At 63.5% G+C, this 21,273-nt stretch carries 18 protein-coding genes; 15 read left to right on the forward strand and 3 right to left on the reverse strand.

All coding sequences use genetic code 11. The features are described from left to right. The first annotated feature begins 111 nt into the window (after positions 1–111). From pilM to J5M71_RS00205, 11 genes are all read left to right on the forward strand, one after another. Positions 112–993 (forward strand): pilus assembly protein PilM, encoded by an 882-nt coding sequence (pilM, locus tag J5M71_RS00155; protein WP_207828278.1) that lies wholly within the window; start codon positions 112–114, stop codon positions 991–993. Continuing rightward, on the forward strand, positions 990–1,526 hold the full coding sequence (locus J5M71_RS00160) for a PilN domain-containing protein (protein ID WP_207828280.1): 537 nt from the start codon (positions 990–992) through the stop codon (positions 1,524–1,526). The genes pilM and J5M71_RS00160 overlap by 4 nt, the downstream gene beginning before the upstream one ends. Continuing rightward, positions 1,523–2,539: a pilus assembly protein PilP gene (locus J5M71_RS00165; RefSeq protein WP_207828282.1), complete on the forward strand. Its 1,017-nt coding sequence runs from the start codon at positions 1,523–1,525 to the stop codon at positions 2,537–2,539. The genes J5M71_RS00160 and J5M71_RS00165 overlap by 4 nt, the downstream gene beginning before the upstream one ends. After that, positions 2,463–3,731, forward strand: coding sequence for a secretin N-terminal domain-containing protein (locus J5M71_RS00170; protein ID WP_207828284.1), 1,269 nt, complete (start codon positions 2,463–2,465; stop codon positions 3,729–3,731). Before J5M71_RS00165 ends, J5M71_RS00170 begins: the two co-directional genes overlap by 77 nt. A 4-nt stretch (positions 3,732–3,735) precedes the next feature. Beyond that, positions 3,736–4,254 carry a shikimate kinase AroK gene (gene aroK / locus J5M71_RS00175; protein WP_028698445.1) on the forward strand — a complete coding sequence of 173 codons (519 nt, stop codon included), beginning with the start codon at positions 3,736–3,738 and terminating at the stop codon, positions 4,252–4,254. A 96-nt stretch (positions 4,255–4,350) separates the two neighbouring features. Further along, positions 4,351–5,448, forward strand: a complete 1,098-nt coding sequence (gene aroB, locus J5M71_RS00180; RefSeq protein WP_015272135.1) for a 3-dehydroquinate synthase — start codon at positions 4,351–4,353, stop codon at positions 5,446–5,448. Positions 5,449–5,463: 15 nt separating this feature from the next. Then, entirely contained in the window at positions 5,464–7,098 is a 1,635-nt protein-coding gene (locus J5M71_RS00185) for an AAA family ATPase (protein ID WP_207828293.1), read from the forward strand. A gap of 372 nt (positions 7,099–7,470) precedes the next feature. After that, on the forward strand, positions 7,471–11,916 hold the full coding sequence (gene gltB, locus J5M71_RS00190; RefSeq protein ID WP_207828294.1) for a glutamate synthase large subunit: 4,446 nt from the start codon (positions 7,471–7,473) through the stop codon (positions 11,914–11,916). Between the two features lie 106 nt (positions 11,917–12,022). Next, positions 12,023–13,441, forward strand: coding sequence for an FAD-dependent oxidoreductase (locus J5M71_RS00195; RefSeq protein ID WP_013974599.1), 1,419 nt, complete (start codon positions 12,023–12,025; stop codon positions 13,439–13,441). Positions 13,442–13,679: 238 nt separating this feature from the next. Further along, positions 13,680–14,744: a uroporphyrinogen decarboxylase gene (gene hemE / locus J5M71_RS00200; RefSeq protein ID WP_025340953.1), complete on the forward strand. Its 1,065-nt coding sequence runs from the start codon at positions 13,680–13,682 to the stop codon at positions 14,742–14,744. 116 nt (positions 14,745–14,860) lie between these two features. Next, on the forward strand, positions 14,861–15,208 hold the full coding sequence (locus J5M71_RS00205; RefSeq protein WP_063912051.1) for a NirD/YgiW/YdeI family stress tolerance protein: 348 nt from the start codon (positions 14,861–14,863) through the stop codon (positions 15,206–15,208). Positions 15,209–15,308: 100 nt separating this feature from the next. Here the strand turns inward: J5M71_RS00205 and J5M71_RS00210 are convergent, their stop codons facing one another. Continuing rightward, positions 15,309–16,496 carry an MFS transporter gene (locus J5M71_RS00210; RefSeq protein ID WP_233688160.1) on the reverse strand — a complete coding sequence of 396 codons (1,188 nt, stop codon included), beginning with the start codon at positions 16,494–16,496 and terminating at the stop codon, positions 15,309–15,311. Positions 16,497–16,662: 166 nt separating this feature from the next. On the opposite strand from J5M71_RS00210, the gene J5M71_RS00215 reads away from it, so the two are divergent. The 4 genes from J5M71_RS00215 to J5M71_RS00230 all read left to right on the forward strand — a co-directional run bounded on the left by J5M71_RS00215 (position 16,663) and on the right by J5M71_RS00230 (position 19,138). Beyond that, positions 16,663–17,562, forward strand: coding sequence for a LysR family transcriptional regulator (locus J5M71_RS00215; RefSeq protein ID WP_207828305.1), 900 nt, complete (start codon positions 16,663–16,665; stop codon positions 17,560–17,562). Positions 17,563–17,638: 76 nt separating this feature from the next. Further along, positions 17,639–18,412, forward strand: a complete 774-nt coding sequence (locus J5M71_RS00220) for a ParA family protein (protein ID WP_207828307.1) — start codon at positions 17,639–17,641, stop codon at positions 18,410–18,412. A 71-nt stretch (positions 18,413–18,483) separates the two neighbouring features. Next, a complete protein-coding gene (locus J5M71_RS00225; protein ID WP_207828309.1) occupies positions 18,484–18,792 on the forward strand; it encodes a type II toxin-antitoxin system HigB family toxin in 309 nt (102 codons plus the stop codon). Next, a complete protein-coding gene (locus J5M71_RS00230; protein WP_207828315.1) occupies positions 18,782–19,138 on the forward strand; it encodes a transcriptional regulator in 357 nt (118 codons plus the stop codon). Before J5M71_RS00225 ends, J5M71_RS00230 begins: the two co-directional genes overlap by 11 nt. Before the next feature lie 3 nt (positions 19,139–19,141). Here the strand turns inward: J5M71_RS00230 and trxC are convergent, their stop codons facing one another. Then, entirely contained in the window at positions 19,142–19,576 is a 435-nt protein-coding gene (gene trxC / locus J5M71_RS00235; protein ID WP_013974593.1) for a thioredoxin TrxC, read from the reverse strand. A 69-nt stretch (positions 19,577–19,645) separates the two neighbouring features. Continuing rightward, complete coding sequence (gene selO, locus J5M71_RS00240) at positions 19,646–21,106, reverse strand: protein adenylyltransferase SelO (RefSeq protein WP_207828317.1); 1,461 nt, start codon at positions 21,104–21,106, stop codon at positions 19,646–19,648. Positions 21,107–21,273 lie beyond the last annotated feature (167 nt).

Below are 21,273 nucleotides of genomic sequence, written 5' to 3' on the forward strand. Positions count from 1 at the left end.
TCGCCTCTCCGGGTTACCGGTCAGGCTGCCCGTCGCCTCGATGGGCCTGCGTGGCCCAGTGTTGGCGCGGGGTTGAGGCAGATAGCTGCGACAGACAACAAGGATGCCACGATGCTAGGACGCTTCGGCAAGGATGCCGGTTCACTCGTGGGGGTGGAAATTGCCCCTGACACCGTTCGGATGGTGCAACTGCAGCGGCATAACCGACGCTGCAGGGTGCTTGTGTCGTTACAAGAGCCGTTCGAATCACCGGCTGGCAGTGATTGGGTAGCAGAGCCTGCCGCCGTTGTGGCTGCCTTGAGGCGTGCCTATCGACGCAGCGGCCTCAGGCAGCGCCGGGTAGCGCTGGCGCTGCCGGCCAACCAGGTGATCTGCAAGCTGTGCCACTTGCCAGTGGAACAGGGCGGAGCAGAGATGGAGGCGCAGCTGCTGGCTGACGCCGAACGGCTATTCCCATTTCCGTTGGAAGACCTGGCCCTGGATTTTCAGGTCATGGGGGGCTCCCGTGACCAGCCAGGTTGCGCCGAGGTGATGGTGGCTGCGTGTCGGCAGAGTGCGCTGGCGCCACTTGAAGCCGTCGTCGAGGAGGCCGGGTTGCAGCTGGAGGCCGTGGAGATTGACAGCATTGCCTTGGGTCGCATGCTGCCGCAGGGCAGTCATCAGGGCGCGGCGTTGCTGCGTATCGAGGCGCACAGCACCACCCTCTATAGCTGGCAGTCGGGCTGGCCGCAGCAACGGCGTGAGCTGAGCCTGGGCATGTCGACGATATCGGGGGCGCTGCCGGAGCGCCTGCAGGACCTGCTCGCCAATGAGCCTTTGCCCGATTGCCTGTTGGTCGCCAGTCGTTCGCCGATAGGGGCGGGCCGGCTGCAGGACCTGGGCTCCCGGTTGAACCTGCCGTGTCACCTGGTGCCCGACCTGGCAGGCCTGGAGCACCTCGATGGCGCGATGATCCTGGCGAGCGCCCTGGCGCTTGGAGGGTTGCACCGATGATGCGGCTGAACCTTCTGCCCTGGCGCGAACGGCAGCGTCAGGCGGCGTTGCGGTGTTTTCGCAGGCAGCTGGTCGCCGGTGCGCTGCTGGCCCTGTGTGCCGTGATGCTGGTCGACCAGTTGGCCCGCCAGCGCGGGCAGCAGCAGGCGCTGGCCAACACCCAGCGCCAGGCAGCCCTTGAGGTGTTGGGCGAGCAATTGCAGCCGCTGGCCGAGGTGCGTGCGCAGCACCAGGCACTACTGGCTCGCACGGCCACGCTGGAAGGCCTGCGCGCCCATCAGGATGTGCTGGCCGGGCTGTTCGCCGACCTCGAGAGGGCGTTGCCAGTGGGGGTGCAGCTACTCGACCTCAGCCTTGAAAACGGCCGCCTGCAGATGACCGGGCTGGCCACGTCCGGTGCCGTGGTAGCGCAGTTCATGCGTGACCTGAGCCGCTCGAATGTGGTGTTCGGTCTGGAACTCAGGCGCATCAGGAGCCTGCCGGGCGGCGATGAATTCCTGCTGGGCGCGCGTTTTTCGGCGTTCTGGTTGTGAATGCTGCATTGGTACTCGGCTGGCTGGCCGTGGCCGAGCGCTCCCGACGCTTCAGGCAGCTGGCGCCAGTGCTGGTGGCCGTGGCGTTATTCGGCCTGGGCTGCGCGATACGTCTGCCGGCAGTGTTGCAGCAGCAGGCGCACGAGAAGGCCCGGTACATAGAGCTGAACGAACAGCAGGCAGCCAGTGCGGTGCAGCTGGCCGAACTGGAGCAGCTCCAGGCGTCCGTGGCCATTGCCGAGCAACGCTTGCAGGAGGCGCACTGGCACCTGGCCGCCGGAGAGGACATGAGCGACCTGCTCGACCGCCTGGCGGCTTCGGGGCATGCGCATGGTTTGCTCATCGAGCGGTTCGATGTGCACGAAGACGAACAACAGGCCGGTTTGCGCAAGGTACCGCTGGAGCTACAGGTGGTGGGGCGTTATGCGGCCTTGCGCCAGTGGCTGGGCGATTGGTTGGGCCAGGCGCGCGTGTTGCGCAGCGGTGACCTGCAGCTGGCAGCGGTCGCTGGCCAGCCTGGTCTGCTGCGCCTGCAGTTGCGGGTTGATGCCTATCAGGCGCTGGCCCCCACGCCGGCGCCCGCTGCACTTGTGCGCATGCCTGCCAGGGGCATGGCCGCAGCGCCCGCAGTCGACCCGTTTGCGCCCGGTGCGACGCGATTGACGGGCACCGGGCTGGCCAATGTGCCTTTGGCGCAACTGGAGATGGTTGGCAGCCTGTCGCGTGGGGAAGAACACGAAGCACTGCTGGTGGCTGCTGGCAGGCTCTATCGCGTGCGCCCTGGGGACCGGGTCGGGCGTGATCTGGGGGTGGTGGCGAAGGTTGATCAAAGCCAGGTCGAAGTACGCGAACGGCTGTTCATGGCAGGGGTGTGGCACGAGCGCACGGCGTTCATCACCCTCGCAAAGCGCCTGGGCAAGGAGGCCCCGGACCACGATGAAAACATTGAAGAAATGGGCGCTGGCAGCGGTGCTGCCGATCCCGCTGGCGTTGGCGACGCCTCATCAGGGTGAACCGCTGTCGCTGAACTTCCAGGATGTGGAAGTGCGCTCGTTGCTGCAGGTGCTGGCTGACTATGCCGGCGTCAATCTGGTCGCCAGCGATGCCGTGCAGGGTAGCGTCACCTTGCGCTTGCAGGATGTGCCGTGGGACCAGGCGCTGGACCTGGTGCTGCGCAGCAAGGGCCTGGCCCGGCGCCAGGAGGGTAATGTGCTGCTGGTGGCGCCTGCGGCCGAGTTTGCCGCGCAGTCTGTCGATGCCCGCATGGGGCAGGCGCTGGATGCGCAGTTGCAGCCGTTGCGTCGGGAACTGCTGCCCATCCATCATGCCAACGCCGGCGAGCTGGCGGAGTTGCTGCTGGCGAGCCTGGCGGACGACGGTATTCTCACCGGGCGAGGTAGCCTGAGTGTCGATGAGCGCACCAATACCCTGGTGGTATACCAGCCCGCCGACCGCCTTGCCGAGTTGCGGAAACTGGTGGCGCAGCTGGACGTGCCGGTGCGCCAGGTGGCAATAGAGGCACGTATCGTCGAGGCCAACGTCGATTACGAGAAGAACCTGGGGGTGCGTTGGGGTGGGCCGCTGTACGTTGAAAGCCCGCGGCCGGGCAAGGATTTGTTCGTCGACCTTGGAGTGGAGCGCGTGGGCAGCAGCATCGGCCTGGGCCTGCTGCGCGGCGGCGTGCTGCTCGACCTGGAGCTCAGTGCCATGGAAAAGAGCGGCAATGGCGAGATCATCTCGCAGCCCAAGGTCGTCACTGCCGACAAGGAAACGGCCAGGATCCTCAAGGGTACCGAGGTGCCTTACCAGGAAACCAGCAAGAGTGGCGCCACCTCGGTCGCGTTCCGCGAAGCCTCGCTGTCGCTGGAGGTGACCCCGCAGATCACTCCGGACAACAAGGTGATCATGACCGTCAGGGTGACCAAGGACGAGCCGGATTACGTCAATGCCTTGAACAATGTACCGCCGATCCGCAAGAACGAGGTCAATGCCAGGGTTCGCGTGGCGGACGGCGAAACGATCGTGATCGGTGGCGTGTACTCGACCTCGCAAAACAATGTGGTCGACAAGGTGCCATTTTTCGGCGATCTGCCGTATGTTGGGCGGCTGTTTCGACGCGATGTATTACAAGAGAAAAAATCCGAGCTGCTGGTCTTCCTGACTCCGCGTATCATGAATGACCAGGCGATTGCTGTGAGTCGTTGATTCTGTGCGAAATTTGATACTTGTGGGGCCCATGGGCGCTGGTAAAAGCACCATTGGACGCCTATTGGCCAAAGAGCTGCGCCTGCTGTTCAAGGATTCCGACAAGGAAATCGAACTGCGATGCGGCGCCAACATCCCGTGGATTTTCGACAAGGAAGGCGAGCCGGGTTTCCGTGACCGTGAGCAGGCGATGATCGCCGAGCTGTGCGCACTCGACGGCGTGGTCCTGGCGACCGGCGGTGGTGCGGTAATGCGCGAAGCCAACCGCCAGGCGCTGCATCAGGGTGGCCGGGTGATCTACCTGCATGCTTCGGTGGAACAGCAGGTTGGCCGTACCGCACGCGATCGCAATCGCCCCCTGCTGCGCACGGCCAATCCCGAGGCGACCTTGCGCGCCCTGCTGGAAGCCCGCGACCCTCTCTACCGCGAGATCGCCGACTTGGTAGTAGAAACCGACGAGCGGCCACCACGCATGGTGGTGATCGATATTCTCGAGCGCTTGCAGCAGTTGCCGCCCCGTTAGCCCGGGACTATTCTCGGCCCCCAGCGCCGAGGCGAGGTTCAACGTTACCGCGTGGGCGCCTGAACGGCGTCGCGCCCAAGTACATTGTGGGGATACATGCAGACACTAAAAGTCGACCTGGGCGAGCGTAGCTACCCGATCTACATTGGCGAAGGCCTGCTGGACCAGCCCGAGCTGCTGGCGCCGCACATCGCCGGGCGGCAGGTTGCCATCGTTTCCAACGAGACCGTCGCGCCCCTGTATCTCGAACGCCTGAGCAAGACCCTGGGTGCCTATTCGGTGCTGCCGGTGGTATTGCCCGATGGCGAAGCCCACAAGAACTGGGAAACCCTGCAACTGATTTTCGATGGCCTGCTGACTGCGCGGCACGACCGCCGCACCACCGTGGTCGCCCTGGGTGGCGGCGTGATCGGTGACATGGCCGGCTTCGCTGCCGCCTGCTACCAGCGCGGCGTCGACTTCATCCAGGTGCCGACCACCCTGCTGTCCCAGGTCGACTCTTCGGTCGGCGGCAAGACCGGCATCAACCACCCGCTGGGCAAGAACATGGTCGGTGCCTTCTACCAGCCCAATGCGGTGCTGATCGATACCACCAGCCTCAAGACCCTGCCGGCACGCGAGCTGTCCGCAGGCCTTGCCGAAGTGATCAAGTACGGCCTGATCTGCGACAAGCCGTTTCTCGCCTGGCTCGAGGACAATATGCAGGCGCTGCGTGCCCTCGACCCGGTGGCGCTGACCGAAGCCATCCGCCGCTCCTGCGCGGCCAAGGCCGCGGTAGTGGGTGCCGACGAGCGCGAGTCTGGCGTGCGCGCCACGCTGAACCTGGGGCATACCTTCGGGCATGCCATCGAGACCCACATGGGTTATGGCGTGTGGCTGCACGGCGAAGCCGTGGCGGCGGGCACGGTAATGGCCCTGGAGATGTCCATGCGCCTTGGCTGGATCGACCAGGCCGAGCGCGATCGCGGAATCCGCCTGTTGCAGGACGCAGGTTTGCCGGTGGTGCCACCACAGGAAATGACCCCGGCGCATTTCATGGAGCACATGGCGGTCGACAAGAAGGTTCTCGATGGTCGTTTGCGTCTGGTGCTGCTGCGCCAGATGGGCGAGGCCGTGGTGACCGACGACTATCCGAAAGAGATTCTACAGGCCACGTTGTCGGCGGATTACCGCGCGATCGTGGCCCAGCTTTGAGGTTGTGACAGCGCAATGACCAGTTTGCATGCCGATGAGGCCTTTCTCGACCATTACCAGTTGAGCCACGATCCGTTCGCGCCCCGCGTGCCCGGCTTCAAGTTCTTCCCGGCCCAGCGCAAGCCCGTGCTCGGCCAACTGCACCACCTGGCACGCTACAGTCAGCTGATGCTGGTTGTCAGCGGCCCGCTGGGCAGCGGCAAGACCCTGCTGCGCCAGGCCTTGGTGGCCAGCACCAACAAGCAGGCGGTGCAGAGTGTGGTGGTGTCCGCCCGTGGCGCCAGCGATGCCGCCAGCGTACTGGGCCAGGTCGCGCAGAACCTGGATGTGGCCCAGGCCGAAGTGCAGGCGATCCTGGCCAAGGTGGTGCAACTGGCACTGACCGGCCAGGAAGTGTATTTGCTGGTGGACGATGCGGAACAACTCGACGAGTCGGCACTCCAAGCGTTGCTGGAATTGGCAGCGGGGGTACCGGAAGGGCGCCCGCATGTGTTCCTGTTCGGTGAGCCGTCGCTGATTGCCGGGCTTGAAGAGATCCATGTCGAGGAAGAACGCTTCCACATCATCGAGCTCGCCCCCTACAGTGAAGAAGAAACCCGCGAGTACCTGGAGCAGCGCCTGGAAGGTGCTGGCCGGGGCATCGAGGTGTTCAGCCGTGAACAGATCGTCGATATCCATGAAAACTCCGACGGCTGGCCTGGCAACATCAACCAGGTCGCCCGTGACACTTTGATCGAAGCCATGATCGCCAGCCGCTCGACGGCCAAGCGACCATCCATGGGGTTCAAGATGCCTAAAAAACATGTGCTCGCGCTGTCCGCTGTGGTTGTGGTCGCCGTTGCGGCCGCGGTGTTGATGCCGAAGAAAGGTGAGAAGGCGCCCGCCGAAGCGCCGGCCGCCCAGGCCCAGTTGCCGCTTGGCGAGGGTCAGGCCAATGGTGGCAGCCCGGCTATCGAGTTCTCGGGTTCGTCCCAGCCGATGCCGCTGCCGCTGGTTGGCCAGTCGCAGCCGGTGATGCGCGAGCCGCTGGCCCAGGCTGCGGGCATGGGCGAGGGCGAAGAGGGCAGCCCGGCCGGTGATACTGCCCTGCAGCCTGGCAACCCACCGCCAACCGTGACCACCATCGCGCCGCCGCAAGGTGTGCCGGCGGGCCCGGCACCGGTACCTGCCCAGCCTGTAGCCACGGCGCCGGCCCAGCCAGTGCAGCCGCAACCACAACCGGTTGCGCCTGCGCCAAAACCTGTCGCAACCCAGCCTGCCAAACCGGTTGCGCCTGCCAAGCCTGCACCAGCACCGACCCAGGTCGCCGTGGCCAAGCCGGCCGCCAAGCCTGCCGAGAAGCCAGCGGCCGGTGGCAGCGGCAACAGCGGCTGGTACGCCGGACAGAAACCGGGCAATTACGTGGTGCAGATCCTGGGTACCAGCTCCGAGGCTTCGGCCCAGGCGTTCGTCAAGGCCCAGGGTGGCGACTATCGCTACTTCAAGAAAAACCTGCAGGGCAAGCCGCTGTACGTGGTCACTTACGGCAACTTCGCCAACCGCGACGCAGCGGTTGCGGCAATCAAGAACTTGCCAGCGAAGGTCCAGGCTGGTAAACCTTGGCCACGTACCGTCGCCAGCGTCCAACAAGAGCTGGCCTCGGCCCGCTGATACCTTCCGGGCGGCATCACCCCGCCGCCCAGTAGCTAAGCGAATTCTAGCTTTCGACTAGCCTGCTGCGCCTGAGCGCGGCAGGCTTTTCTGTCCCGGACTGCCGGCCACAAGCCTTACTTGCAGTCATGGCTGAAACGCTTCAGACTCGAGCCAAGCCGCTATCACGGCACATGGCGCAAAAACATTCAAAATTGCGACATAAATTTTCAATGGTGAGACATGAAAATTTGTGAGCATCGCTGTCGCTGTGCAACAATGGTTTTCCATGGCCACCGCAAAAAAGCTGGCGTTTGATCGGCGTGGATGGTAAGTGGTTGTTAAAAAAGAGATTTACCTCCGTTGAGAGGTGAACCTGGTGAGAATGTGTCTATGAAAACAGGTCTGTACCATCCCGAAGAATTCAAGGACAACTGTGGTTTTGGCCTGATCGCCCACATGACGGGCGAACCGAGCCACCACCTTCTGCAAACCGCCATGCAGGCCCTGACTTGCATGACCCACCGCGGCGGCATCAACGCCGACGGCAAGACCGGTGATGGTTGCGGTCTGCTCATGCAGAAGCCCGATCAGTTCCTGCGTGCCGTGGCCCAGGAGCACTTTGCCGTCGAACTGCCCAGGCAGTACGCCGTCGGCATGGTGTTCTTCAACCAGGACCCGGTCAAAGCCGAAGCCGCTCGCGCCAACATGGACCGCGAAATCATCAACGCTGGCCTGAAGCTGGTCGGCTGGCGCAAGGTGCCGATCGACACCAGCGTGCTCGGCCGCCTGGCCCTGGAGCGCCTGCCGCAGATCGAGCAGGTGTTCATCGGCGGTGAAGGCCTGAGCGACCAGGAATTCGCCATCAAGCTGTTCAGTGCCCGTCGCCGTTCGTCCGTGGCCAACGCCCACGACGCCGACCACTACATCTGCAGCTTCTCGCACAAGACCATCATCTACAAAGGCCTGATGATGCCGCGCGATCTCGCGGCCTTCTACCCGGACCTGGGTGACGAGCGCCTGCAAACCGCGATCTGCGTGTTCCACCAGCGCTTCTCCACCAACACCTTGCCGAAATGGCCGCTGGCGCAGCCGTTCCGCTTCCTCGCCCACAACGGCGAGATCAACACCATCACCGGCAACCGCAACTGGGCCATGGCCCGTCGCACCAAGTTCGCCAACGACCTGATCCCCGACCTCGAAGAGCTCGGCCCGCTGGTCAACCGCGTCGGTTCCGACTCCTCGAGCATGGACAACATGCTGGAGCTGATGGTCACCGGCGGCATCGACCTGTTCCGTGGCGTGCGCATGCTGGTACCGCCAGCCTGGCAGAACGTCGAGACCATGGACGCCGACCTGCGCGCCTTCTACGAATACAACTCCATGCACATGGAGCCGTGGGATGGCCCGGCCGGTATCGTCATGACCGAAGGCCGCCACGCGGTGTGCCTGCTCGACCGTAACGGCCTGCGCCCGGCGCGCTGGGTGACCACCAAGAACGGCTACATCACCCTGGCGTCGGAAATCGGCGTATGGGACTACAAGCCCGAGGACGTCATCGCCAAGGGCCGCGTCGGCCCGGGCCAGATCTTCGCCGTGGACACCGAAACCGGCCAGATCCTCGACACCGACGCCATCGACAACCGTCTGAAGTCGCGCCACCCGTACAAGCGCTGGCTGCGTCAGCACGCCCTGCGCATCCAGGCGACCCTGACCGACGACCAGGGCGTGGCCAGCTACGACGCTGACCAGCTCAAGCAATACATGAAGATGTTCCAGGTCACCTTCGAAGAGCGTGACCAGGTGCTGCGCCCGCTTGGTGAGCAAGGCCAGGAGGCGGTCGGCTCGATGGGTGACGACACGCCGATGGCCGTGCTGTCGCAACGCGTGCGTTCGCCGTACGACTTCTTCCGCCAGCAGTTCGCCCAGGTGACGAACCCGCCGATCGACCCGCTGCGCGAAGCGATCGTCATGTCCCTGGAAATCTGCCTGGGTGCCGAGCGCAACATCTTCCAGGAATCCCCGGAGCACGCTTCGCGGGTGATCCTCAGCTCGCCGGTCATCTCGCCCGCCAAGTGGCGTTCGCTGATGAACCTGGAGCGCGAAGGCTTCGACCGCCAGCTGATCGACCTCAACTATGAAGAGAGCGTCGGCCTGGAAGCGGCCATCCGCAACATCGCCGACCAGGCTGAAGAGGCCGTGCGCGCTGGCAAGACCCAGCTGGTGCTGAGCGACCGCTACATTGCTCCGGGCAAGCTGCCGGTGCACGCCTCGCTGGCCGTGGGTGCGGTGCACCACCGCCTGACCGAACAGGGTCTGCGTTGCGACAGCAATATCCTGGTGGAAACCGCCACCGCTCGCGACCCGCACCACTTCGCCGTGCTGCTGGGCTTCGGTGCCTCGGCCGTTTACCCATATCTGGCCTATGAAGTGCTGGCCGACCTGATCCGCACCGGCGAAGTGCTGGGTGACCTGGACGAAGTCTTCAAGTACTACCGCAAGGGCATCTCCAAGGGCCTGCTGAAGATCCTGTCGAAGATGGGTATCTCCACCATCGCCTCGTACCGTGGCGCGCAGCTGTTCGAAGCGATCGGCTTGTCCGAGGAAGTGGTCGGTCTGAGCTTCAAGGGCGTTTCCAGCCGCATCAAGGGTGCGCGCTTCGCAGACCTGGAAAGCGACCAGAAGCTGCTGGCAGCCGAAGCCTGGAGCGCGCGCAAGCCGATCCAGCAAGGCGGCCTGCTGAAGTTCGTCCACGGTGGCGAATACCATGCCTACAACCCGGATGTGGTCAACACCCTGCAGGCTGCCGTGCAGCAGGGCGACTACGCCAAGTTCAAGGAATACACCACGCTGGTCGACCAGCGCCCGGTGTCGATGATCCGCGACCTGCTGAAGGTGAAAGTGGCCGACCAGCCGCTGCCGCTGGAGCAGATAGAGCCGCTGGAGGCGATCCTCAAGCGCTTCGACTCCGCGGGTATCTCGCTGGGCGCACTGTCGCCTGAGGCCCACGAAGCGCTGGCCGAGGCGATGAACCGCCTGGGCGCGCGTTCCAACTCGGGTGAGGGCGGTGAAGACCCGTCGCGCTACGGCACCATCAAGAGCTCGAAGATCAAGCAGGTGGCCACCGGCCGCTTTGGCGTGACCCCGGAGTACCTGGTCAACGCCGAAGTGCTGCAGATCAAGGTTGCCCAGGGCGCCAAGCCCGGTGAGGGCGGCCAGCTGCCAGGCGGCAAGGTCAACGGCCTGATCGCCAAACTGCGCTATGCGGTACCGGGTGTGACCCTGATCTCGCCACCGCCGCACCACGACATCTACTCGATCGAAGACCTGGCCCAGCTGATCTACGACCTCAAGCAGGTCAACCCGCAGGCCCTGGTTTCGGTCAAGCTGGTGGCTGAAGCCGGCGTCGGCACCATTGCCGCCGGTGTGGCCAAGGCCTATGCCGACCTGATTACCATCTCGGGCTACGACGGTGGTACCGGTGCTTCGCCGCTGACCTCGATCAAGTACGCCGGTGCCCCGTGGGAGCTGGGCCTGGCCGAGACCCACCAGACCCTGCGTGGCAACGACCTGCGCGGCAAGGTACGGGTACAGACCGACGGCGGCCTGAAGACTGGCCTGGACGTGATCAAGGCGGCCATCCTCGGCGCCGAAAGCTTCGGCTTCGGTACCGCGCCAATGATCGCCCTGGGCTGCAAGTACCTGCGCATCTGCCACCTGAACAACTGCGCCACCGGCGTGGCCACCCAGAACGACAAGCTGCGCAAGGACCACTACATCGGCACCGTCGACATGGTGATCAACTTCTTCACCTTCGTCGCCGAAGAAACCCGTGAGTGGCTGGCCAAGCTGGGCGTGCGCAGCCTCGGCGAGCTGATCGGCCGTACCGACCTGCTCGACGTGCTGCCGGGCGACACCGAGCGCCAGCAGTACCTGGACCTGTCGCCACTGCTGGGCAGCTCGCACATCCCGGCGGACAAGCCGCAGTTCTGCGAAGTCGACAAGAACCCGCCGTTCGACCAGGGCGAGCTGGCCGAGAAGATGGTGGAAATGGCCATGCCGGCCATCCGCGACCAGGCCGGTGGCGAGTTCAGCCTCGACATCTGCAACTGCGACCGTTCCATCGGTGCGCGCGTGTCGGGTGAAATCGCCCGCTTGCACGGCAACCAGGGCATGGCCGCGGCGCCGATCACCTTCCGCTTCAAAGGCACTGCGGGCCAGAGCTTCGGCGTGTGGAACGCCGGTGGCCTGAACCTGCACCTGGAAGGCGACGCCAACGACTACGTCGGCAAGGGCATGACTGGTGGCAAGGTCACCATCGTGCCGCCAGCCGGCAGCCCGTTCGAAACCCAGCACAGCGCCATCGTCGGCAATACCTGCCTGTACGGCGCCACCGGCGGCAAGCTGTTCGCCGCCGGTACTGCTGGTGAGCGCTTCGCTGTACGTAACTCCGGCGCCCACGCTGTTGTCGAGGGCACTGGCGATCACTGCTGTGAATACATGACCGGCGGCTTTGTCTGCGTGCTGGGCAAGACCGGTTACAACTTCGGTTCTGGCATGACTGGCGGCTTCGCCTACGTGCTCGACATGGACAATACCTTCGTCGACAAGCTCAACCATGAGCTGGTGGAAATCCAGCGTATCAGTGGTGAAGCGATGGAGGCCTACCGCAGCCACCTGGCGCGGGTCCTTGCCGAGTACGTGGAAGAGACCGGCAGCGAGTGGGGGCGTGAGCTCTCGGAGAACCTGGACGACTACGTGCGGCGCTTCTGGCTGGTCAAGCCGAAGGCAGCCAACCTGAAGCAACTGCTGTCCAGCACCCGTGCCAACCCGCAGTAACAACAGCTGCAAGTGGCGGCCCCGTACGCGGGGCCCGTCGTGCTCAAGTGATCGTCTTGCAGCTTGCAGCCTGAGGCTGGCAACTGCGGTAAAGAGGTTTTGAAAAATGGCTGAACGTCTGAACAACGACTTCCAGTTCATCGAGGTGGGCCGCAAGGACCCGAAGAAAAAGCTGCTGCGCCAGCGCAAGAAGGAGTTCGTGGAAATCTACGAGCCGTTCAAGCCGCAGCAGTCCGTGGAGCAGGCACACCGCTGCCTGGGCTGCGGTAACCCGTATTGCGAATGGAAGTGCCCGGTGCACAACTTCATCCCCAACTGGTTGAAGCTGGTTTCCGAAGGCAACATCCTGGCCGCGGCGGAGCTGTCGCACCAGACCAACACCCTGCCGGAAGTGTGCGGCCGCGTATGCCCGCAGGACCGCCTGTGCGAGGGTGCCTGCACCCTGAACGACGGTTTCGGCGCAGTGACCATCGGCTCGGTGGAGAAGTACATCACCGACACCGCCTTCGCCATGGGCTGGCGACCGGACATGTCCAAGGTCAAGCCAACCGGCAAGCGCGTTGCCATCATCGGCGCGGGGCCGGCCGGCCTGGGCTGTGCCGATGTGCTGGTACGTGCCGGCGTGACCCCGGTGGTGTTCGACCGCAACCCGGAAATCGGCGGCCTGCTGACCTTCGGCATTCCCGAGTTCAAGCTGGAAAAGACCGTGCTCAGCAACCGCCGTGAAGTGTTCACCGGCATGGGCATCGAGTTCCGTCTGAACACCGAGGTGGGCAAGGACGTGACCATGGAGCAACTGCTCGCCGAGTACGACGCGGTGTTCATGGGCATGGGGACCTACACCTACATGAAGGGCGGCTTCCCGGGCGAGGACCTGCCGGGCGTGCATGACGCGCTGGACTTCCTGATCGCCAACGTCAACCGCAACCTGGGCTTCGAGAAGTCGCCGGAAGATTTCGTCGACATGCAGGGCAAGAAGGTGGTGGTGCTGGGCGGTGGTGACACTGCAATGGACTGCAACCGCACCTCGATCCGCCAGGGCGCCAAGTCGGTGACCTGCGCCTATCGCCGTGACGAGGCCAACATGCCGGGTTCGCGTCGCGAGGTGAAGAACGCCAAGGAAGAGGGCGTGAAGTTCCTCTACAACCGCCAGCCTATCGCCATTGTCGGCGAAGACAAGGTCGAAGGCGTGAAAGTGGTCGAGACCCGTCTTGGCGAACCGGATGCCCGTGGCCGTCGCAGCCCCGAACCGATCCCGGGGTCCGAAGAGATCCTGCCGGCCGATGCCGTGGTCATCGCCTTCGGCTTCCGCCCAAGCCCGGCGCCGTGGTTCGAGCAGCATGGCATCCAGCTGGACAGCCAGGGCCGCGTGGTGGCACCGGAGAAGGGCAAGTTCAAGCACCAGACCAGCAACCCGAAAGTGTTTGCCGGTGGCGACATGGTGCGCGGGTCGGACCTGGTGGTGACGGCTATCTTCGAAGGACGTACTGCTGCTGAGGGTATCCTGGACTACCTGGAAGTCTGATCGATTGTCGGGGCCGCTTCGCGGCCCTTTCGCGACACAAGGCCGCTCCCACAGGGGAAATGCATTCCTCATGTGGGAGCGGCCTTGCGTCGCGATGGGCTGCAAAGCAGCCCCAACGGCATTTTTGTATACAAAAATCCTTGATCCATGGCATCCAATAGACAAAACGCATGGCCTTGACCGTGCCTTTTGCGCTGGCGTCTGAGAAAATGCCCGCACTATTTTTCCGGATGCCGACATGACTGCCCTGAAGAACGATCGTTTCCTGCGTGCACTGCTCAAGCAACCCGTAGACGTCACCCCGGTGTGGATGATGCGCCAGGCCGGCCGCTACCTGCCGGAGTACCGCGCCAGCCGCGCCAAGGCCGGTGACTTCATGAGCCTGTGCATGAATCCCCAGTTCGCCTGTGAGGTCACCTTGCAGCCGCTGGACCGCTACCCGCTGGACGCTGCGATCCTGTTCTCGGACATCCTCACCATCCCCGATGCCATGGGCCTGGGCCTGTACTTCGAAAGCGGCGAAGGCCCGCGCTTCAAGAAAGTCATCAGCACCCCGGCCGACATCGAAGCGCTGCCAATCCCCGACCCGCAGAAAGACCTTGGCTACGTGATGGACGCGGTCAGCACCATCCGCCGCGAGCTCAACGGTCGTGTGCCGCTGATCGGCTTCTCCGGCAGCCCGTGGACCCTGGCCACTTACATGGTCGAAGGCGGCTCGTCGAAGGATTTCCGCAAGACCAAGGCCATGGCCTATGACAACCCGCAGGCCCTGCACCTGCTGCTGGACAAGCTGGCCCAGTCGGTCACCAGCTACCTCAACGGCCAGATCCTCGCTGGCGCCCAGGCCGTGCAGATTTTTGACACCTGGGGCGGCAACCTGTCGGCGGCGGCTTACCAGGAATTCTCCCTGGCCTACATGCGCAAGATCGTCAGCGGCCTGATCCGCGAGCACGAAGGGCGCAAGGTGCCGGTGATCCTGTTCACCAAGAATGGCGGCCTGTGGCTGGAAAGCATCGCCGAAGCCGGTGCCGATGCGCTGGGCCTGGACTGGACCTGCGAAATCGGCGACGCCCGCCGCCGCGTGGGTGACAAGGTGGCGTTGCAGGGCAACATGGACCCGACCGTGCTTTACGCCAAGCCCGAGGCCATCCGCAAGGAGGTGGCGCGCATCCTGGCCAGCTATGGCCACGGTACAGGCCATGTGTTCAACCTGGGCCACGGCATCACCCCGGAAGTCGACCCGGAGCACGCTGGCGTGTTCATCAACGCCGTGCATGAACTGTCGGCGCAGTACCATCAGTGAATCGATCGCTGAACACGAAAGCCCGGCCATGTGCCGGGCTTTTTGTTGCATTAAGTTTTAATTCAGCGATCGTCGTTAATCTGGTCCCATCGAAACCGAAACAGGACCTGATCCTCATGAAAGCACGTTATCTTGCATTGATCCTCGCCCCCTTGTTCAGCACTGCGGCCCTGGCTGCCGGGTATACCGGCCCAGGTGCCCAGTCGGTCACCACCGTAGCTGCGGCCAACGATGCTGCCGATGACACCCCGGTTGTGTTGCAAGGCTTCGTGACCAAGAAGATCAACAACGACGACAAGTACGAGTTCAAGGACAACACCGGCACCATCACCGTGGAAATCGATGATGAAGACCTGCCGCCGACGCCGTTCAACGACAAGACCAAGGTCAAGCTGACCGGTGAGGTGGAGAAGCACCTGATGAGCCGGGAGGTGGATGTGGATAGGGTCGAGATCATCAACTGAGCCACTGGCCTCTTCGCGGGTGAACCCGCTCCCACAGGTATAGCGTTGCCCTCAGCTGTAGCGCGGTCCCTGTGGGAGCGGGTTTACCCGCGAATGGGCCTCAAGCAGTTTTCGGTGGTAGCCTGCTCAGGTGCAGCGCCACCAGCAACGCCACCACCAGCAAGCCGCCAATGAACAGCCCGATGCCGTTCCAGCCCCACTGGTGCCAGAACACCCCGCCCGCCGTACCGGCCACACTCGACCCGGCGTAATAGCTGAACAGGTACAACGACGACGCCTGCCCTTTGGCCTTCAAGGCCCTGCGGCCAATCCAGCTGCTGGCCACCGAGTGTGCGCCGAAGAAGCCAAAGGTGAACACCAGCATACCGACGATCACCATCGCCAGGGGGCTGGCCAGGGTCATCAGCAAGCCACCCGCCATCACCACGATACTGGCCCAGAACACCTTGCGCCGGCCCAGCTTGTCGGCCAGCGCGCCGACCTGCGCCGAACTGTAGATGCCCGACAGGTACACCACCGACAGCAAGCCGACCAGTGCCTGGTTCATGTGGTAGGGCTCGGCCAGCAGGCGGTAGCCGATGTAGTTGAACAGGGTGACGAAGGCGCCCATCAGCAGGAAGGCTTCGAGGAACAGCCAGGGCAGGCCGGCATCCCTGAAGTGCATGACGAAGCCATCCAGCAGGCTGCGTGGGTTCATCGCCTGTGGGCGGAAGTTGCGCGATTCGGGTAGCACCCTCCAGAACACCAGCGCCGCCACCAGGGCCAGGCCGCCGATGGTCAGCATCGCCGTGTGCCAGCTGACGAAGTCGATCAGCACGCCGGTGATCAGGCGCCCGCTCATGCCGCCAATGGCATTGCCACCGATGTACAAGCCCATGGCCAGGCCGATGTGCTGCGGGTGAATTTCTTCGCTCAGGTAGGTCATGGCCACCGCCGCCAGGCCGCTCAACGACAGGCCGACCAGGGCGCGGGTGGCCAGTACCAGCTCCCAGCTCGGCATTATCGCGCTGGCCAGGGTGGAGAGGGCGGCGCAGACCAGGGCAAACACCATCACCGGCTTGCGCCCGATGCGGTCGGAGACAGGGCCGGTGATCAGCAGGCCGATCGCCAGCATGGCTGTCGAGACCGACAGCACCAGGCTGCTCTGCGCCGCATTGATGGCAAATTCCTTCGACAGCAACGGCATCATCGGCTGTACGCAGTACAGCAGGGCGAAGGTGGCGAAGCCGCCGCTGAATAGCGCCAGCACGGTCTTCATGAAGGCGGGGGTGCCTTTTTCGATCCACATTTCGTTCAGCGGGGCAGGTTCGGGCTCGGCGGGAAGGGGCGCTACAGCAGTTTTCACGGGCGGGTACCTCTGGCGCAATGAAAAAAAGCATATAGCTGGCTAATGATTAGATCCAATATATTGTTCGACCTATTTAAGACGTTTTACGACCTGTTCGGAGCCGATCATGGAACTGCGCCATCTGCGTTACTTCATCGCCGTGGCCGAAGAGCTGCACTTTGGCCGCGCTGCCCAGCAACTGGGCATTTCGCAACCACCTTTGAGCCAACAGATCCAGGCGCTGGAGCAGGAACTGGGAGCCCGGCTGTTCGAGCGTACCAACCGTCGGGTCGAGCTGAGCGAGGCGGGGCGGCTGTTCCTCGAGGAAGCCCGCCAGGTGCTGGCGCAAGTGGAGAAGGCCGCCGACGTGGCCCGGCGTGCGCAGTTAGGTGAGCTGGGGGAGATGAAGATCGGCTTTACCTCGTCGGCACCGTTTACCTCGAAGATCCCCAAGGCCATCCATGCCTTCCGCCAGCGCTTCCCGGCGGTGCACCTGAACCTCAAGGAAATGAGCAGCCGCGATGTTGCTGAAGGAGTATTCGACGAGTCCATCGAAGTGGGGCTGATGCGGCCGATGCCGCTGCCGGAAGGGCTGGTGGCCACTGAACTGTTTCGCGAGCCGCTGGTGGCGGTGATCAACGCCTCGCACCCGTTGGCCGAAGGCACGGAACATGGCGTGCACATGGCCGCCCTGGCCCATGAGCCGTTCGTGTTCTTCCCGCGCAGCTATGGCAGCGGGTTGCACGCGCAGTTGCTGAGCCTGGCGCGCCAGGCGGGTTTCAGCCCGCATTTTGCCCAGGAGGCAGGGGAGGCGATGACCATCATCGGCCTGGTGTCGGCGGGGCTTGGGGTGTCGGTGCTACCGGCGTCGTTCCAGCGCATGCGCATCGAGGGGGTGGTTTATCGCACGCTGCTGGATGAAGGGGCGATGTCGGCGGTGTGGCTGGTGCAGCGCGAGCGTGGGGCTTCGGCGATGGCCAAGGCATTCGCCGAGCTATTGACGGGGCAGGTGGTCGGCCAAGGGTAATGCGGGTCAAATGGCGCTGGTCATTGCCGCAGCCGCACCACATACTCGGGCATTCGTTGATACACGGAGGTCAATCATGCGGCGCGTGGTGTTCAATCAGAAAGGTGGCGTGGGCAAGTCGAGTATCGCCTGCAACCTGGCGGCGGTCAGTGCCAATGAAGGCTACCGGACCCTGTTGATCGACCTGGATGCCCAGGCCAACTCGACCCAGTACCTCACCGGCCTCACCGGCGAGGACATCCCCATGGGCATCGCCGACTTCTTCAAGCAAAGCCTGTCCAGCGGGCCGTTCAGCAAGAAGAACCAGGTCGATATCTACGAAACCCCGTTCGACAACCTGCACGTGGTCACCGCCACGGCCGAGCTGGCCGATCTGCAGCCCAAGCTTGAGGCGAAACACAAGATCAACAAGCTGCGCAAGTTGCTCGACGAGCTGGACGAGGACTACGAGCGCATTTACATCGATACCCCGCCAGCGCTGAACTTCTATGCGGTGTCTGCGCTGATCGCCGCCGATCGCGTGCTGATTCCCTTCGACTGCGACAGCTTCTCGCGCCAGGCCCTGTATGGCCTGCTGGCCGAGATCGAAGAACTCAAGGAAGACCACAACGAAGACCTGGTGGTCGAAGGCATCGTGGTCAACCAGTTCCAGTCCCGCGCCAGCCTGCCACAGCAGATGCTCGACGAGCTGCTGGCCGAAGGGCTTCCGGTGCTACCGGTGTACCTGGGCAGCTCGGTGAAGATGCGTGAGTCGCACCATGCCAGCCTTCCGCTGATTCACCTGGAGCCCAGGCACAAGCTGACCCAGCAGTTTGTCGAGTTGCACGATTTGCTCGAACGCTGCGAGTGAGCGTTGTTTCTTGTCGCTTGCAGGAAGGGTGACTACCGCTCATAATCTCCCAAAACGGGAGATATGCTTGGATGCGCGTCATTGCCAAAAGCACCTTGGTGAAGTTCTGGGGTTTGCCCGGACATGAGGATGCCAAAGCCCCCTTGGAAAGCTGGCACGACATGGCCATCAAAGCCATCTGGCGAACGCCGCAGGATGTAAAGGACCAGATTGGCAGCGCCAGCATATGTGGCAACAACCGCGTGGTCTTCAACATCGGGGGTAACAAGTACCGGCTTGTAGTCGAGATGCAGTATCGAGCCGGTATTGCCTGGGTGAAGTTCGTCGGTACGCATGAGCGACATGACGAGATTGACGTGGAGACAATCTGTGAATATTAAGCCAATCCGCAACGATGATGATTTGCGAGCAGCATTCCAGCGGCTTGAAACCATTTTTCAGGCTGAAGCGGGAACGCCAGAAGCCGATGAAATGGAAGTGCTTGTGACACTGATCGAGGTGTACGAGAACAAGCACTACCCCATCCACCCGGCTAACCCCATCGAGGCCATCAAGTTCTGCATGGATCAGCAGGGGCTCACACCGCGTGATCTAGAACCCTTCATTGGTCCAAGCGGGAGAGTCTCGGAAGTCTTGAATGGAAAGCGTGGATTGAGCCTTTCCATGATCAAGCGCCTGCATGATGGCCTTCGTATCCCCTATGAGTCGCTGCTGGCGAGTGCTTGAGAACTAAACTCCCTGGCTACGCAACCACTCCAGCAACGACTGGAGTGGAAACGCCCCGGCTTGACGGCTGACTTCACGGCCATTCTTGAACAGCAGCAGGCTGGGGATCGAGCGGATACCCAGTTGCCCGGCCAGGTTGCGGTTGGCTTCGCTGTCGAGCTTGGCCAGGCGGCAGCGGCCGGCCAGTTGGCGGGCGGCCTGTTCGAATGTGGGGGCGAAGGACTTGCATGGGCCGCACCAGTCGGCCCAGATGTCGACCAGCAGTGGCAGGTCGCCTTTGATCTGGCTGGCGTAGCTGGCTTCGGTGAGTTCGAAAGGGGTGCTCAGCAACACGTCCTGTTTGCAGCGGCCGCATTTCGGCGCGTCGCCCAGGCGCTCGGCAGGCAGGCGGTTGAGGCCGTTGCAGTGGGGGCAGGGGATTACCAGTGGTTCGGACATATCAATTCCTTGTGTTGTTTGTTCGGGCCCTATCGCCGGCAAGCCAGCTCCCACAGGGTTCGGAGTTGGTCAGGAGGAGCAGCTGATTTCCAGGTGCTTGCCCCATTCCGGCGGTCGCTCGGCATAGTCCTGCATCCCGGCCTGCTCCTCGAACGGGCGGCTCAGCACTTCATGCAGCCGTCGCACTTCACTGTAATCCCCCGCTTCGGCCGCTTCGATGGCTTTCTGCGCCAGGTAGTTGCGCAGCACGTACAGCGGGTTCACCGCATGCATGCGCTCACGGCGCCCTTCGGCATGATTCGCTTCGCGCTCGCAGCGGGCCAGGTAGTCCGCCCCCCAGGCATCGAAACCGGCCAGGTCGATGAAGTCGTCGCGCACCACCTTCAGCGCCTCGGTGACGGGCTGATCACCCAGCTTGCGGAAGAACAGGTTGTAGTCCACACCACCGCTCTGCATGCGCTGCAGCAGGCGTTCTACCAGCGCCATGTCGTCCTCTTCTGCGGTGGTCAGGCCCAGGCGCCGGCGCATCAGGTCCAGGTAGTGTGCCTGGTACAGCGGCAGGAACAGGCCCAGCGCCTCCTTGAGCGGTTCGACTTCGATCACCGTGGTCAGCGCCTGGGCCAGCGCACTGAGGTTCCAGTGGGCGATCGGTACCTGGTTGGCGTAGCTGTAGCGACCACGGTCGTCGGAGTGGTTGCAGATGAAGTTGGCGTCGAAGTCGTCGAGGAAGGCGTACGGGCCGAAGTCGAAGGTGATGCCGAGGATCGACATGTTGTCGGTGTTCATCACCCCGTGGCAGAAACCATAGGCCTGCCAACGGGCGATCAGCTCGGCATTGCGTTCGACGATGGTGCGGAACATGGCCAGGTACGGCTGCTCGGCATCGCGGCATTCGGGGTAGTGCTGCTCCAGCACGTGGTCGATCAGCACGCGTTGCTGTTCCGGCTGCCTGGTGTAGTAGAAGTATTCGAAATGCCCGAAACGCACATGGCTCTGCGCCAGGCGGGTGAGCATGGCCGCGCTTTCGCGGGTTTCGCGCCACACCGGGGTGCTCGAGCCGATCACGCACAATGCCCGGCTGCTGGGAATGCCCAGGGCGTGCAGGGCCTCGGAGGCGAGGAACTCGCGGATCGACGAGCGCAGCACGGCGCGGCCGTCGCCCATGCGCGAGTAGGGCGTCTGTCCGGCGCCCTTGAGGTGCAGGTCCCAGTGCTCGCCCTGATCATTCAGCACTTCGGCCAGCAGCAGCCCGCGGCCATCACCCAGGCGCGGGTTGTAGGAGCCGAACTGATGGCCGGAATAGACCATCGCCCGCGGATCGGCCTCTTCCCATAGCTTGTGGCCGCTGAACAGCTCGGCGAAAACCGGCAGCTCTGCCTGGGCCGGGTCGAGATCGAGCAGGGCCATGGCCGACTCGCTCGCTACCACCAGGCGCGGGTCTGCGATGGGTTCGGGCAGGACCTGGGTGGAGAACGCATCGCCCAGGCGGGCGAAGCGATTGTCGAAGGTGAGTTGGTCGAGGGCTTTCACGGGGCCGGCTCCAGAAATTGATTGGCTGGGGCCGCTTTGCGGCCCTTCGCGGGCTTGCCTGCTCCCACAGGGATTGCACCGCTCTCAGGGGCAGCGGTGGCCCTGTGGGAGCGGGCGAGCCCGCGAACGAGGGCAAAGCCCTCGCAGGGGTTCTGCACAGAATAAAG

The organism is Pseudomonas sp. 43(2021) (assembly GCF_017490805.1).
In the GTDB taxonomy this organism is placed as follows: Bacteria; Pseudomonadota; Gammaproteobacteria; order Pseudomonadales; family Pseudomonadaceae; genus Aquipseudomonas.